General features: G+C 33.4%; 14 protein-coding genes and 1 pseudogene. 7 read left to right on the plus strand and 8 right to left on the minus strand.

Going from position 1 to position 16,173, the window contains the following annotated elements; translation table 11 throughout:
* Window positions 1-4: 4 nt before the first annotated feature.
* Window positions 5-877, plus strand: coding sequence for a LysR family transcriptional regulator (locus ABH957_RS08250; protein WP_404456364.1), 873 nt, complete (start codon window positions 5-7; stop codon window positions 875-877).
* Window positions 878-931: 54 nt separating this feature from the next.
* On the opposite strand, the gene ABH957_RS08255 is transcribed toward ABH957_RS08250, so the two are convergent.
* The 4 genes and pseudogenes from ABH957_RS08255 to ABH957_RS08270 form a co-directional block, all read right to left on the minus strand.
* Window positions 932-1,177 (minus strand): urease accessory protein UreH domain-containing protein, encoded by a 246-nt coding sequence (locus ABH957_RS08255; protein ID WP_003188550.1) that lies wholly within the window; start codon window positions 1,175-1,177, stop codon window positions 932-934.
* A gap of 14 nt (window positions 1,178-1,191) precedes the next feature.
* Window positions 1,192-1,518, minus strand: coding sequence for a cytochrome c biogenesis CcdA family protein (locus ABH957_RS08260; RefSeq protein ID WP_404510949.1), 327 nt, complete (start codon window positions 1,516-1,518; stop codon window positions 1,192-1,194).
* A 103-nt stretch (window positions 1,519-1,621) separates the two neighbouring features.
* Window positions 1,622-1,798, minus strand: a pseudogene (locus tag ABH957_RS08265) (sulfite exporter TauE/SafE family protein); the annotation flags it as partial.
* 19 nt (window positions 1,799-1,817) lie between these two features.
* Window positions 1,818-2,810 (minus strand): F510_1955 family glycosylhydrolase, encoded by a 993-nt coding sequence (locus ABH957_RS08270; RefSeq protein WP_002126844.1) that lies wholly within the window; start codon window positions 2,808-2,810, stop codon window positions 1,818-1,820.
* 223 nt (window positions 2,811-3,033) lie between these two features.
* On the opposite strand from ABH957_RS08270, the gene ABH957_RS08275 reads away from it, so the two are divergent.
* Window positions 3,034-4,317: an aminopeptidase P family protein gene (locus tag ABH957_RS08275; RefSeq protein ID WP_404456367.1), complete on the plus strand. Its 1,284-nt coding sequence runs from the start codon at window positions 3,034-3,036 to the stop codon at window positions 4,315-4,317.
* A gap of 102 nt (window positions 4,318-4,419) precedes the next feature.
* Here the strand turns inward: ABH957_RS08275 and ABH957_RS08280 are convergent, their stop codons facing one another.
* Window positions 4,420-5,055 (minus strand): pentapeptide repeat-containing protein, encoded by a 636-nt coding sequence (locus ABH957_RS08280; RefSeq protein WP_002148795.1) that lies wholly within the window; start codon window positions 5,053-5,055, stop codon window positions 4,420-4,422.
* 282 nt (window positions 5,056-5,337) lie between these two features.
* Window positions 5,338-5,883, minus strand: a complete 546-nt coding sequence (locus ABH957_RS08285) for a hypothetical protein (protein WP_377895446.1) — start codon at window positions 5,881-5,883, stop codon at window positions 5,338-5,340.
* Between the two features lie 438 nt (window positions 5,884-6,321).
* Between ABH957_RS08285 and topB the strand changes: the two genes are divergently transcribed.
* Window positions 6,322-8,466, plus strand: coding sequence for a DNA topoisomerase III (gene topB / locus ABH957_RS08290; RefSeq protein ID WP_404510951.1), 2,145 nt, complete (start codon window positions 6,322-6,324; stop codon window positions 8,464-8,466).
* A 440-nt stretch (window positions 8,467-8,906) separates the two neighbouring features.
* On the opposite strand, the gene ABH957_RS08295 is transcribed toward topB, so the two are convergent.
* Window positions 8,907-9,575, minus strand: coding sequence for a YczE/YyaS/YitT family protein (locus ABH957_RS08295; protein WP_033708127.1), 669 nt, complete (start codon window positions 9,573-9,575; stop codon window positions 8,907-8,909).
* Between the two features lie 138 nt (window positions 9,576-9,713).
* Between ABH957_RS08295 and ABH957_RS08300 the strand changes: the two genes are divergently transcribed.
* Window positions 9,714-10,589: a LysR family transcriptional regulator gene (locus ABH957_RS08300; RefSeq protein WP_372488993.1), complete on the plus strand. Its 876-nt coding sequence runs from the start codon at window positions 9,714-9,716 to the stop codon at window positions 10,587-10,589.
* Window positions 10,590-11,232: 643 nt separating this feature from the next.
* A complete protein-coding gene (locus tag ABH957_RS08305; protein WP_404456378.1) occupies window positions 11,233-12,480 on the plus strand; it encodes a DUF4153 domain-containing protein in 1,248 nt (415 codons plus the stop codon).
* 122 nt (window positions 12,481-12,602) lie between these two features.
* On the opposite strand, the gene ABH957_RS08310 is transcribed toward ABH957_RS08305, so the two are convergent.
* Window positions 12,603-13,568 carry an arsenic resistance protein gene (locus tag ABH957_RS08310; RefSeq protein ID WP_404456381.1) on the minus strand — a complete coding sequence of 322 codons (966 nt, stop codon included), beginning with the start codon at window positions 13,566-13,568 and terminating at the stop codon, window positions 12,603-12,605.
* 312 nt (window positions 13,569-13,880) lie between these two features.
* On the opposite strand from ABH957_RS08310, the gene ABH957_RS08315 reads away from it, so the two are divergent.
* Both ABH957_RS08315 and brnQ read left to right on the plus strand, forming a co-directional pair.
* On the plus strand, window positions 13,881-14,573 hold the full coding sequence (locus ABH957_RS08315) for an FMN-dependent NADH-azoreductase (RefSeq protein WP_201051853.1): 693 nt from the start codon (window positions 13,881-13,883) through the stop codon (window positions 14,571-14,573).
* Between the two features lie 238 nt (window positions 14,574-14,811).
* Window positions 14,812-16,170 carry a branched-chain amino acid transport system II carrier protein gene (brnQ, locus tag ABH957_RS08320; protein ID WP_002135709.1) on the plus strand — a complete coding sequence of 453 codons (1,359 nt, stop codon included), beginning with the start codon at window positions 14,812-14,814 and terminating at the stop codon, window positions 16,168-16,170.
* Window positions 16,171-16,173 lie beyond the last annotated feature (3 nt).

A 16,173-nucleotide genomic window follows, 5' to 3' on the forward strand; every position in this document is an offset into this window, starting at 1 on the left:
CAGAATGAACGTTTTTGATTTTAAAGTTTTTAAATACGTGGCTCGTTTGAACAGCATTAGTTTAGCAGCTAAGGAGTTACATATGACACAGCCGGCTATAACTCATATCGTAAACAAATTAGAGAAACGATATGCTATAACATTATTTGATCGCTCTAGACACGGAACTGTTTTAACTGAAAATGGAAAAGAATTTTTAGTTTGTGTAGATCGACTTCTAATGGAGTATGAAAACCTTGAAGAAACAGCTTTACAATTAAAAAATAATAACTTGTATAAGATTGTATTAGCTACATATCCTTCAGTTACTGTATATTGTTTGGCGGAGTGTATCGAACTAGGTAATTTTGATCAAAGTCAGTATGTGCTTGCAGTTCGAGAAGGAAGCTATCAAGAAGTGTTAGATTGGCTGTCTTCTGGAAGTGCAGATTTTTCTATTTCTATAAAAGAAAATTTAATACCAGGATTTCATTATGATGTAATTGGTGAAGATCCGTATGTTATGGTTTCTTCTAAGTCAGTTCCATCTGGTCTTACAATGAAAGAGTTGAAAAATTATCCTTTTATAATGCCGCTCTCTGGTTGTAAAGAAGGACTTGAACCATATTTGATGAAAAATGAAATAGTAGTTAATAAAGTGATGGAATCAGAGACAATTAGTTCGGCGTTAGCACTGGCTTTACAAGTTAAAGGAATAACAATCGTTCCATTATCAGGACTTCATAAACAAATTATTCATGACTTCATCGTGCAACCGATAGAAATTAAAATTCCACGACAACTTATTATGCAATGGTCACCTAAAAAAGAAAATGACGCACTGTTTCTGGCGTTTGTTACGAATTTACTAAGCCAACTACAACAAAAGAAAAAATGAATAAAATGATACAAAAGGTAAGCTCATTTCACTGAAGCTTACCTTTTGTGTGTATTACCAATATAGGACAGTATCATAAAGCCCGATTAATATAAGGAGAACACCGGCTATACGCTGAATGTTTTTTCCTATTTTTCGGCTCTTTTTCAGTAAAGTCCCATTTAATCCAAGGTAGGAGATGATGAACATAAGTACAACGATAGGTAGAGCAGTTCCTATCGAAAAGAATGTCGGAAACAAGTATCCATAATTAGATGAGAAAGATAAAGGGATTAACGTTCCGAAAAATAGAACGAACATAGTCGGACAGAAGGCTAAGGAAAAGAGAATCCAAGTAAAAATGAGCCAACCTCATTTTGTTTTCGTATAAATTTGATCGAGAAGAAACTTCTTCCTTTTATAATACCTGCCAACATTAGCCCCATTAAAATTAATAAAGGTCCAATTATTTTTCGTAACCATGGGAAATACAAAGTTAATATTTGCTGAATCTCTTTTCCTAAGAACCATACTAATAGTCCAAGTGTCGTAAAAGCTATTATTTTTCCTAAAATGAATAACAATATATGTTTCCATGCATGTCCCTTTTGTAAAGATTGATTGCCATAAAGTGAAACTTTAATCAGTGGGGGGTTGTTCATCCCCCACTGATTATTAGTTGAACCAATCGGGCATTTACGGGCAGTTGATATCCCACCTAACTTCTTTGTACTATCCGAATTTTGAGGTGGGAGTTTTACTGCCCGTTAATGCGGGATAAAGTGTAATAGCGCTAATGTTTCCTGTTAATTGGCAAGGAGAAAGGGTACCTACAATGCCTAATAAAAACGCAAATAAAAGAGGAATTGATTTCGTAGCATTCGCGATATCCATTAAAGGAGACATGAGTTGATAACTCCACTCGCTAACTGTTGAAAACACGTTATATTCACCTTTCTAACTAGTTATATTGTAATGTTCCATTTTTAGTAATCTGCTTCCACGTTTTACCGTCATCCATAGAAAGAAAGACATTTGCTTTCATTGTAGCAAAAACTATTTCAGCTGAATTTTGAGGATTTTGTGATATGTACATAATTGTATCTTTAGAATCTAAAGATGGAATCTGTAAGTTTGTTTCTTCATTTGTAGCAATTGATTTCTTCGTAATTAGTTGCTCAGTTTGCTTATTAATAGAGGCATAGATAATGTCTTCATTACTTAATGTAACTGCGGTCGATTCAACTGGTTTAGAAAATAGTTCAAATGTATTTCCATAATCTGTAGACAAATATACACCGTCTTTAGCACTTACCGCGACTACACTAGATTGATCTGGATGTGCTGAAAAGGAATGAATTGTACTTGAAAGACCGTTTAATTTACTATTTTTCCAATCTTGTCCGTTGTTCGTACTGAAATAAAAACCTTGTTGTAATTTAGAATTTGGACGCTCATTGTATAAATAAATTGCTTCCGTATTATATCCGACAGCAAGGTTATGAAAATCAGATTCTCCATAAAACGCTAGCTTTTCGAGGGTATTACCGCCATCAGAACTTTTCATTAACCCTAAAGGATTTTTTAAATTTGCACCTGGTTCAGGATGACCGCTGGCAACGAATCCATTCTTTGTTGCCTGAAATCCCATGTAATCATGTAGCTCAGTCGTAGTTTCAAACCATTTACCATTTTGATAAACTTTTATACCACTGTGAGTTGCGATAGAAACCCCAGGCATATTTCCCGCGTAGCCAATTCCATGAATGTGCTCGATTTTTCCAGATGTAATTTCTTTATAGAAGTTTTGCGGAATCGTAGTTGCTGTTTCTTTATTTTTTGGCTGAGATTGCACCGTTTCTTTTTTAGCTGGTGCTGTTTCAGCATTGCTAGAACATCCTGTAATTATTAATAAAGAAGTAATTGCTAACCCTGTTGCTACATAATGTTTCACTTTTGTAGACTCCTTTCCATATATATGAGATTTTAAGTATATGGAATAAATGTCAAGAAATTGTGGAGTGGTATGCATAATTTAGAGTGGAAGGGGCCCTAGTAATGAAGATTTTCTTTTCTCTATGAGTACTATTAATTGACGAAAAATTATAACAATAATAGAATGAATTATATTGGATAATTAGTTTCAAAATTATACATAGAACGCTAGGGGGATTATTATGAAATCAACATTTTTTGCTCAAAATAGAGAACGATTAGTAAACACATTACCGGATGAATCTATTACTATTTTATTTGCTGGGCAAGCACCTCATATGTCAGCCGATGCACATTATAAATTTGTGCCGAATCGAAATTTTTACTATTTAACGGGAATCGATGAGCCAAATATTATTTTCATGTTGAAAAAGTTTGGAAATAGTGTGGAAGAAACTCTTTTCATTGAAAAATCAGATCCAGTAATGGAAAAATGGGACGGTAAAACAGTTTCTAAAGAAGATGCAGAACAAATTTCAGGCATAAAAAAAGTTGTATATATAGAAAGCTTTGAGAAGACAATGGCAAATACACTTTTCACAGAAAATGTGAAGCATCTGTATTTAGATTTAGAGCGTCGTGAGTGGAAGGGTACTGAGACGAAAACGTTAGAGTTTGCTAAATATGTAAGAGAACAGTATCCACACGTTTTAATTGGTAATGTATATCCGCATATTTGTGAATTACGAGTGTTTAAAACGGAAGAAGAAATTGAAATCATTAAAGAAGCGATTGCTGTAACTAAAGAGGGTATTTATAACGTGCTGAAGCATGCAAAAGCAGATGTGATGGAATATGAATTAGAAGCTCATTTTGATTTTAGGCTTAAATCATCTGGAATTAAACATCATGCATTCAATACAATTTTGGCGAGTGGTAAAAATGCTACAGTCCTTCATTATGAAGATAATGATGCACAAATTCAAAATGGTGATTTAGTACTGCTTGATTTAGGTGCTCAAAAAGACTATTACAATGCTGATATTAGTTACACATTCCCAGCTAGCGGAACGTTTTCGAGTCGCCAAAAACAAATATATAATATCGTGTTAAAAGCATTGAAAGAAACAACTGAACTTATTAAGCCAGGATTAAAGTTTGCTGCATTAAATGAGCATACAAAAAAAGTATTAGCAGAAGAGTGTAAAGCAATTGGTTTAATTCAAGAAGACGAGGAATTATCTAAATACTATTATCATGGAGTAAGTCACTTCCTAGGTTTAGATACGCATGATGTAGGAACGTATAAAGATAGAGTATTAGAAGCAGGTATGGTCATTACGATAGAGCCTGGCCTTTACATTGAGGAAGAATCAATTGGTATTCGTATTGAAGATGATATTCTTGTAACGAAAGACGGGTATGAAAACTTGTCAACAGATATTATTAGATCAGTTGAAGAAATCGAAGAGTTTATGAGCGAAAATAATGAACATATAAAGGGAAATCAGGCCGTAGTTAAATAATAAGAAAAAGGTAACCACTAATGTATTTGAACTTCACCTCGAATCGTGGACACTTAAAAAAGTCCATGATTCGGGATAGAGTTCTGTGCTACCTTCGAAATACTAATCTTTAATTATTAATCCTAATAGAGTTGCGAACTGAACAGCTTGATATGTTGATACTTTACATCCTCTTAAATCGTTCACTGAAACTGTAAGTGTATCAAAATTAGAAGAACTAATATCTATCCCCTTCAGTGATGTTTGATCAAAATTAGCTTCGTCAAGGCTACATAATTGGAATTCAACTTTTTTTAGTTTACAGTCAAAGAAATCTGCATTATTTAATGAAGTTTCATTAAATATAATTTTTTCTAGTTTAGAATTTCCAAATGCCGCTAAATTCAAAATTGAATTCTCAAATTTAACATTTCCTAAGCTAGATTCTGTAAAGTTAACTCCAATTAATTTACTATTTTTAAATTCAACTCTGTGAACAGAAGAATTGCTTAAATTAACATTTGATAAATCGCAGTTTTCAAAACAAACATCTGTGATATCAATATTGCTAAAGTCTGTATTAGTGAACTTACAATTCTTTATCACTGCATTATATAAGCGCACTTTATCTACAGATTCATTTTCGAAAGTGGAGTCTATAATTTCACACATTTCTAATGTTGGATCTTCTTCATAAAAAATATCTTGAAAATTCCGTGAAGATAACTCTGGTGAAATTTTTGGTCTATCAATTTTCATAGTATATCAATCCTCTTCTTTTTGATATATGAGTGTAATTCAGGTTTAGTGTCTTTCTAGAAAGAACATTAGTTCTTATTATACACAAACCTACCTTTTTTTGTGAAGAGCATTGCAGCTGATTTTTTCTTATTTAGAAGTCACAGTGTTATTTTTTCTTAAGAAACAACGTCATAATAAATACGAGAATTGCTAATACAGTCGTTACAAGGAAAGCATCTTGCATACCTAAAATATTCGCCTCTTGTAAAGCGTCTGCTTTATTAATTTTGTTTGCAAGTGTTAATGCATATGTTGATTGTGTCCGGATGAAGGTGGAGGAGCATAATCTGGGAATGTTATAAATACAGAAACAATGATTACTACGCCAATTGAGAGCAATAATAGAAACCCACGATGGATATAAGTAGAGAAGGTTTCAGATAAAAGCTGAATCATACATGACATAGTTATCGTTATAGTAAGTAAGAGGCTAATGAACAGTATACTATGAGCTTGTTGAGCGTTTAGCATTTCTGTAATCATAGCTCCCATCATACTTGCCATTAATCCAGAGAACATTCCTTCTAAGGCAGTATACAGGTGAAAACGTAGACCGACTAAAAAACCAATAAAACCACTAATCAAAATAGCAAGCAAAGTAGAATATAGTAATTCTCCTTTAAATAGAATACCTAAATAAAAACCAATGCTTAAACCGATACTCATACTAAAAGACATAATAAATACCATATACTCCATTAGGGTACCCTTACGTTTAGAAATATATGATGTAATAATAATCGAGATACAACAAAGTGTTAAGGTAGTTAACGTATAAGCAAGCATCATGATACCTCCCTGTCCTATCGTTCATTTCATCATATGTTCAAATGGAGAATACTTATGCTTATTTATATCTGCAAATTATCTGCACAATTAAAAAAAGGTAAGTTCAATATAATTTTCAAATAATGATGGTTATCTTTGCAGACGATGCTTCATAACGAATTGTTATATTTAAAATTTTATAGAATATATGAAAGCAAATAGTAGTGAATGGAAAGGACGCTCGATTTTTGGACGTCTTTTTTGTTTGTGAGTATGCGAAAGAGGTTGTTATATAATGAGTTTCTATTGTGAAGCTCTTAAGAATAAGCGTATAATATTATAGGTCTCACATTTGTGAGGCAAACCGCGAATGATAAATAAGATTGTTGTTTTATCATCGCTTCTAAACATATAGACAATGAAAGTAACACTGGAATACAGATAGGGAGTTATAAAATGAAATTAATTATCGCCGAGAAACCAGATCAAGGTTTGGCTCTTGTTTCACAGTTTAAATATCGCCGGAAAGATGGGTATTTAGAAGTAGAAGCAAATGAGTTATTTCCAAATGGAGCGTACTGTACATGGGCAATTGGTCATTTGACGCAGTTATGTAATCCAGAACATTATCATGCAGAGTGGAAAAAATGGTCACTTAATACGTTACCAATGATTCCAGAACGTTTTCAATTTGAAGTAACAAAGTCAAAATATAAGCAATTTAACGTTGTGAAACAGCTGTTACATAATCCTCAGGTAACAGAAATTATTCACGCGGGCGATGCTGGTCGTGAAGGGGAATTGATCGTACGAAACATTATTAATCTTTGCAACGTGCAAAAGCCAATGAAGCGTCTTTGGATTTCATCTTTAACGAAACAAGCTATTTATCAAGGATTTAAAAACTTACTAGATGAAGCAGATACGATTAATACGTATTACGAAGCATATACAAGATCTTGCGCCGACTGGGTCGTTGGTATGAATGCATCGCGTGTCTTTAGTATTTTGCTAAAGAAAAAAGGAATGAACGATGTATTTTCCGCTGGTCGTGTACAAACACCAACATTAGCACTCATTGTAAAGCGTGAGAAGGAAATTGAAAACTTTAAATCAGAGCCGTTTTGGGAAGTATTCGCAACCTTTAATATAGAAGGAAAGAAGTATGAGGGGAAATGGGAGAAAGATAATGAGTCCCGCTTAAATGATCCTGATTTGGCAAATAAAATTGCAGCGTTTTGTCAAAATAAACCGGCTGTAGTAAAAGAAATGAAAACGGAGCGTAAAGAGTTTCAGCCGCCGTTTTTATTTAATTTATCAGCACTGCAAGCGACAGCGAATAAAGCCTTTAAATTTTCACCGAAAAAGACGCTTGATATAACACAAGCACTATATCAAAAAGGGATAGTCTCTTATCCTCGTTCGGATTCTAACTATGTTACACAAGGAGAAGCAGCGACATTCCCTGATATTTTACAGAAGTTAAGTCAGTTTGATGAATATAAAGGTTTATTGCCAGCACCAATTGAATCGATTATGAACAATAAGCGTTATGTGAATGAAAAGAAAGTTACAGATCACTACGCAATTATACCGACAGAGCAAGTTACAAATCCAAGCAAACTATCAGGTGATGAAAAGAAAATTTACGATATGATCGTAAGAAGGCTGATTGCGGCGCATTATGAAGTAGCAATCTTTGACTATACAACAATTACAACTCTTGTAGACGAACGTGCTGCGTTCATTTCGAAAGGAAAACAGCAAATACAAGAAGGTTGGCGTAAAGTTATTTTCCAAGACGATAAAGATGACGAAACGATTCTTCCGATTGTAGCTGAAGGTGAACAAGGAAAAGTTGTAAAGGTGAAAGTGAAAGAAGGAAAAACACAGCCACCGAAGCGTTATACAGAAGGACAACTTATTACGTTAATGAAAACAGCCGGTAAGTATTTAGAGAATGAAGAGCTTGAGAAAGTATTAAAGAAAACAGAAGGTTTAGGTACTGAGGCAACTCGTGCAGGTATTATTACAATGCTGAAAGATCGTAAATATATAGATGTGCAGAAAAACCAAGTGTATGCAACCGATAAAGGGAAAGTATTAATTACAGCAATGGGTGATAAAATACTAGCTTCACCAGAAATGACAGCAAAATGGGAGCAACGCCTTGCGGAAATTGGAGAAGGTACAGCTTCACCAGCGACATTTATGGAGCAAACGAAAAAGCTATCAGCTAAAATTATTGAAGATGCGGTAGAAATGTCGGAGAAATGGGATTTCACCGGATTACATGTTGAATCGATTGAACGAAAAGGATCGAAATTTACAACAGGTAAAAAGGTCGGGAACTGTAAAAAATGCGATGGCGATGTTATTGATAAGTCGACGTTTTACGGTTGTTCTAACTACAATACAACACAATGTGACTTTACCATCTCGAAGAAGATTTTAAGCAAAGCTATTTCGCAAAAAAACATGACGAAACTATTAAAAGGTGAGAAGACCGATTTAATTAAAGGCTTTAAAAAAGGCGAGAAAACGTTTGATGCGAAGTTAGAGTGGAAAGATAATAAGATTAATTTTGTGTTTGAGAATTAAGTGGTTTTAACAAATGAAAAAGCTCTTTCCCGAGTAAAATGTGCTGTATTAGGTTTGAAAATATAGATAGAAAAGAAAAAGCATGACAATTTTATGTCATGCTTTTTTATTTTATAATTACAGAGTTTTGTATACTAGCACTAAAATTTATTTGAAATAATTGTTTGAAAAGATGGTATGAAATAGTGTTAAGTAGCAATAAAGTTTTTTGAAATATAAAAAAGTTGTTTAAAGATCCTTCTTTAACTAAACGGCAGGTTAGTTTTAATACAATGTTTGTTTTATCATTTAACCAAAGTGATAGAAGGTCAAAGAAAAGGCAATAATAAAGAAGTGCCATTCCTAATGTGGACTGGCACTTGGTAAGGTGTAAAATTCATTATTTGATTTCGGCTGAGGAATTTGATTCATCTATTTTTCCTGTACTTTATTATGATTCCTTAGACAGCCTTTTCTGTTTTAAATACCCATTGTTGGAGAGGTGGTTGATAATACGGTATCATCCACCCTAAAATTTTGCCGATAAAATAGGCGGCAATTAATGTGCCGATTCCGATTGAGCCTAATGATTGAATGAAAACTATACAGATTGCACCAGCCACACAAATGTTTATTAAATCGCTCAAAATTTTTGCTTTACCGAATTTTAAGTTAAATTTTTCACTAATTGCATAAGTTAACGCATCATACGGCATTAATGGCAGTTTCGCTGTTGTATAGCCCATTAAACCGACCGCTATAACAAATAAACTAACAATTAAATATACACTTCGAGCAAGGAGAGTTTCAGGTGCAGGGAAAAGTTGTACAAGGAAGAGTGTTGCATCCATGAAAAAACCAAATAAAAACGAAATAATGAATTGACTCACAAATTCATTTAACTCCATTCGTTTACTTAATATCACTTGAATAATAATGTATAAAACATTTGCAAGCGCCATTGTCACACCAACCGATAAACCAATCGTTAGCGTACTTGCATATGCTAATGATGACACAGGCGATACACCAAATCCTGCTTGAATCGACATGCTAATGCCAATCGACATAAAAAATAACCCGAGCACGTATAAGATGATGCGCTTCAAGGTTCTGCTCCAATGATTCATAGTATCTCTCACTTTCTAGTTAATATTATCAATATAAAGACTATAGCTATAGAATTAAATATAACGCTAAATTCGACATATGAAAAATATATATATGATAAACTAATTATATCAAAAAACATATGATGGAGAGATACAATGGATTTCAGGCAATTATATTACTTTAAAGAAATTGTGAAACAAGGAAGCATTTCTAAGGCAGCAGAAGTGCTCCATATCGCGCAGCCCCCACTTAGCCAATTATTAAAAAAGCTTGAAACTGATCTTGGCACAACTTTAATTCATCGATATCGTCAAAAATGGGAGCTTACAGCAACAGGTGAAATACTATACCAATATGCCAATCAAATGTTAATGCAAATTCAAGATGTAAAGCAGCAAATTCAAGAAATTGAACAAGGTATAGGCGGAACAGTAAGTATCGGTGTATCGTCTACATGTTCGAATATGCTCATTGACTATGTTAGTACGTTTAGAACACAATACCCTAATGTCAAAATAAAAATAGTAACTGGAAATTCAGAAGAATTATTAAAAAGACTAGAACAAAGAGAAATTGATGTTGCCTTACTTTTACGATTGGGCAATAGTGAACAATATGCGATGAAAATATTAAAAAAACAACCAACCGCTGTGATTATTCCATCAAGTTGGGCAGCATCGTTTTCATCACAGCATGTGACGATTGAACAGATTGCCCAGTTTCCATTCATTATGCTAGGAGCAATGGAAGGACTCTCCTTCAATGAAGACCTTTTCAAAGTATTTGATGAACATCAAGTCAAGCCAAATATCATTATCGAGTGTAAAGATATAAGGATGGTTGTAGCACTTGTTAGTAGAGGACTAGGATTATCCGTTATTCCAAGAATGGATTACACATCATCATTTTTAGAACATACAACGCTTTTTGAATTGAAACAATTTGATTTTCAGTTAGAGCCTGTAATAGTAAAATTAAAAGACCAAAGAATTTCCAAAGTAGCATCTCAATTTTGGGAAATGGCTGATTAGGAGATATGAACAAAGCAAAAATAGCCTCCAATCAAGTAATAAAGACATCTTACGAAAAATTGAGCCGGGATAAAAAGTTCTTTACTAATTTGAAAAACGCAGTAATTACATTACTTATTAGTAAAGAGCTTTTTATATAAGGACATAAGTGGTTTCAACAAATGAAAAAGCTCTTTCCCGAGTAAAATGTTCTATATTAGGTTTAAAAATATAGATATAAAAGAAAAAGCATGACAATTTTATGTCATGCTTTTTTATTTTATAATTACAGAGTTTTGTATACTAGCACTAAAATTTATTTGAAATAATTGTTTGAAAAGGTGTTGTTAAATTGGACGTTTATATCATTTCTTTTATATAAAGGAAAAATAAGAAATTAGAAAATAAAAACAAGCAATGAAGAGAACAGCTGAAAGTAGCTTACACCGATGTTTATAAAAAGTTATAGAGCATTTCTTTGAATGAGGAATGCTTTTTGTTTTTGCTTGGAATGAAAATATACAACAAAAATATTATATAAAATAATAAAATTTTATTGTAAAACAATAAAATATATAATAAAATCAAAATCAGAATAAATAAGTGAGGTGCTTTTTATGGAAAAGGTAACAGCGTTGTTTTTAAAATTAGAGGAGGTATAACTATGGAAATTAACAATTTTATTATTGAAAATATTGATAAGCCTCATGAGCTGGAGAGAATGTATAGAAAAGACCCGAAAGCTTTTAAAAAATCATTCTCACAAGCATGGGATGAAAACCCTGATTCTCAGGTGCTAGCTACTTGGTATGAAAGATTGCATTTCAAGGAGACGGCAAATAAAGAAAAAATATCGCTGTTTCAAAAAGGTTTCTTATTCATGGGCATGTTAGCTATTCTAGCTGGGATAAGCACTAGAATCATTTTCCACTTTGTCGAGCAGGAAGCAATTGCTCCAATTAACCTGGCTTTTGGTATAATTCCCTTTATCGCTGCCTATTTTGTTTACAATAATACTCCGGAAAAAAGTATTATTTATTTCCTTGCATCGTTATTCCTGATTTCCGGGTTGTATCTTAATATGTTGCCATTAAATTATAAAGACAGCAGTATCCTTGCTTATTTACATCTTCCTATATTGTTATGGGTCTTATTGGGACTTGCGTTTACGGGAAATGAATATTCAAAAGGCAGTACAAGATTAGCTTATATTAAATTTAATTTAGAATATTGTCTTCTCTACGCGAGCATGGCAGTGAGCGGAATGATACTAGCAGTATTCACTATGCGATTATTTAGCTTTGTTGACTTGGATATAGGAGAATTCTATTTTAGTAATGTTGTTTTATTTGGAGCTGCCGCTCTCGCTGTAGTGGCTGCATACTTAGTATCATTGAATCTTAAACTTGCTAAAAATATTACACCATACATATCTAAAATTTTTAGTCCTCTCGTCCTGATCACATTGTTGATCTATCTTATAACGGTTATATGGGTCGGGAAAAATCCGTTCTTGGACCGCAATTTCCTAATGGCCTTCAACGGAATACTCCTTGGTGTACTGGCTGTTACTATATTTTCTATCGTTGAGAGTGATTCAGATGAGAAAAAGAGCATTTCAGATTATATAAATTTTGCCTTAATTGTTCTGGCGCTTATTATTGACACTGTCGCTTTGTCAGCTATCGTATTCAGACTTTCTTCTTTCGGGATTACACCTAATAGACTTGCTGTTTTAGGCGTAAACATACTGATTTGGGCGAATCTCATTTGGATTATGTTTTCCTATATGCGTTTTCTACAAAATAAATCAGGACCGACAGCTATCCAAGATGCTGTTACGAAGTATTTGCCAATCTACGGACTTTGGGCAGCTTTCGTTATATTTACTTTTCCTATAATGTTTAATTAGAAAGACTTTGTTAATGTAACGATAAATTAATTTTCTATAACGTATAAAATCCTTAAAGCCGATAATTATCGTTACTTCTATAATTTCTCGACAAAAAAAACGTCCCAAAGTAGGACGCTTTTTTATGTGTATTGCTGCTTTTTCTTGATAAGCAATAACACTTGTGAAACACAAGTCAGAACGGGCAACTCAATTAACGGCCCAATAACGAGTGCAAGTGCAATAAGAGGCTCGTCTGGAAAAGCTGTTACAGCAATAGCGAGTGCAACAGGCGAGTTTCTCGCTAATGTTGTTAAGCTGAGGCTGGCAGTGTCTTCATAGGATAAATGCATCATACGTCCTACAAACTGTCCTAGTATAAAGTTAATCATGAAGAACAGTAATACTGGTATAAGTAACAATAAAACAACATTCATATTTTGTAATAAGTACTTACCTTGTGAGGCGAACATCGCTACTATTGCTAAACTTAAAAATACAATTTGGGAAGAGCTGAAAAATGGAATGAGTTTATTCTCAAGTGTTTCAACTTTTTTCATTTTATGCATAATGAATTTTGTAGCGTGCGCAAGTAAAAATGGTAAGAAGATTACGATAACAATACTTTCTACTAAAACAGAAACCGCTACAGTTTTCATTACACCAGCAAATAAAAACAAATAAATTGGCAGCAATAATACTTGTAAAATTAAATTTACCGGTAGAATTGATGTAGATAATGCGACGTTACCTTTTGCGATCTCTGTGAAAATTAAATACCAGTCTGTACACGGAGTAACCATTAACATAATAAAGCCAACCCAAAGTGCTGGGTGATCTGAAAGAAATAATGCGCCTAATCCCCAAGCGAGAAGAGGTGTCCATATAAAGTTAATACCTAGGCTTGTTCCAGCGAATTTTAAGTTGCGGAATCCATTTTTTATATCCTTTAATGGAATGCTAAGGAATAATCCATAAAGCATTAAAAATAAGAAGGGGACAATAAATTTTTCCGAATACATATGTACCATATTAAATTGTCCTAATATAACCCCGAATATAACAGCTGCAAGAATGATAAAGGTTTGAATCTTTTCTAAAGTACTCATTAATTAATCCTCTCTATAGATGAATTTCCCTCTTTAGTCATATTATACAAGGTATTTTACTTATGTGTTTTTGAATTAATCATTTTGACTGAGGAAATATCTTTATTAAATATTTTTAATTCGAGATTTTCTTCTTTTTAAAAAGTTACTTGACTAAAGTAAGTGGATATATTACAATCACTTACATAAGGTAATTAAATAACAAAAAGTTTTAATTTGCTCAGGTTAAGGTATCAATTGGAACTTTTTATTAGAATAAGAATTTTTATGATGATGAATAATGAATATGATAAGAAAGTTTAGGTGAAGAAAATGGGATTATTTAGCTCATTGTTTGGTAAAAAAGAAGAAAATACAAAAGTAGAGGGGAATAAAACAATGTCAAAAGTATTATTTGTAAAAGCAAACGATCGTCCAGCGGAGCAAGCAATTAGTTCGAAAATGTATGAAACATTTGTAAGTGCTTATAAAGAAGCGAACCCAAATACAGAAATTACGGAGTTAGATTTATTTGCATTAGATCTTCCGTATTACGGAAATATCGCAATTTCAGGTGGATATAAACGTAGTCAAGGAATGGAGTTAACAGCTGAAGAAGAGAAGGCTGTAGCAACAGTAGATCAATATTTAAATCAGTTTTTAGAAGCTGATAAAGTTGTATTTGCGTTCCCATTATGGAACTTCACAGTACCCGCACCATTAATCACATATATTTCATACCTTTCTCAAGCCGGAAAAACGTTTAAATATACAGCGAACGGTCCAGAAGGTTTAGTTGGTGATAAGAAAGTAGTTGTATTAGGCGCTCGTGGTTCAGATTACTCTTCTGAACAAATGGCTCCTATGGAAATGGCTGTTAATTACGTTACAAACGTACTTGGGTTCTGGGGAATTGCCAATCCAGAGACAGTTGTAATTGAAGGACACAATCAATATCCAGATCGCTCACAGCAAATTGTTGAAGAAGGTTTAGAGAACGTTAAGAAAGTAGCGGCGAAATTTTAATTAATGATAGTAAATGTAAAAACCAACATGGATGACCATGTTGGTTTTTTAGTCTATTTTTCGTGTAAAAAAATGTATATTTATAAAATAAAAGAAAAGTTCGAAAATAGTATTGCAAAATATTATATATCAAACTATAATGAGTTCAAGAATAGTTGATACTTAAATTAAATATTCAGAAAATTCAATTAGTTAAAATTGGAAAATGAAATAAGGAAATTTGAATGGGGGTTATATTATGGCGAATAAAGTACCGTTTTCGTTCATAGTAGTTATCGGATTAATGTTATTTGCACTATTTTTTGGAGCAGGAAATTTAATATTCCCAGCGATGCTTGGTCAATCGGCAGGAGAGAATGTATGGATTGCTAACGCTGGATTTTTAGTAACAGGAGTAGGTTTACCATTACTAGGTGTATTGGCATTTGGTTTTTCAGGTAAAGATGATTTACAGTCATTAGCAAGTCGTGCTCACCCAGTGTTTGGGATTGTATTTACAACAGTTTTATACTTAGCAATCGGTCCGTTATTTGCAATACCAAGAACGGGAAATGTTTCTTATGAAATTGGTCTTAAGCCGTTTATGCCAGAGGGATTAGGTTCTACACCGTTAATTCTTTTTACAATTATATTCTTTAGTATTACTTGTTTTTTTTCGCTAAATCCTGCGAAAATTGTCGATATTGTTGGGAAAATCTTAACACCAATTAAATTAACATTCATCGGTATTTTAGTAATTGTTGCTTTTATTCATCCGATTGGAGAAATGCAAGCACCAGTTGAAGGGTATACATCACATGCATTTTTCAAAGGATTCCAAGAAGGATACTTAACAATGGACACGCTTGCATCGTTCGTATTTGGGATCATCATTATTAATGCAATTAAAGAAAAAGGTGCGAAAACGAAAACACAAATTATGGTTGTTTGTGCAAAAGCAACACTGATTGCTGCATCTATTTTAGCAATTATTTATACAGCTCTTTCTTATATGGGAGCTTCAAGCGTTGCGAAGCTTGGACATTTAGAAAACGGCGGAGAAGTATTAGCGAAAGTTTCTAACTACTATTTCGGATCATATGGCGGAGTATTATTAGGGTTAATGATTACAGTTGCTTGTTTAACAACAAGTGTGGGACTTGTATCAGCGTGTTCTTCATTTTTCCATAAGTTATTCCCAAATGTTCCTTACAAAGCAATCGCAATCACGCTATGTGTATTTAGTGCAATTGTTGCAAATGTTGGATTAACGCAATTAATTGCAGTTTCTGTGCCAGTATTAACAGCAATTTATCCACTAGCAATCGTGCTGATTTTCTTAACATTCTTCCACTCGTTATTCAAAGGTAGAGCTGAAGTTTATCAAGTGAGCTTAATCGTAACATTTATCATCAGCTTATTCGATGGATTAAGTGCAGCTGGAGTTAACATTGAAGTAGTAAGCCAAGTGTTCACTAAATTCCTTCCGATGCAGGAAGTAGGATTAGGCTGGATCTTCCCAGCGATTATCGGTGGATTTATCGGCTATGGTATTAGCGTTGTAAAAACGAAAAATGGAGTGCAACCAGCAGCTGATGCAAATAAGAAAATAAGTTAAACA

Source organism: Bacillus sp. RC242, from assembly GCF_044908245.1.
Classification (GTDB): Bacteria; Bacillota; Bacilli; order Bacillales; family Bacillaceae_G; genus Bacillus_A; species Bacillus_A mycoides.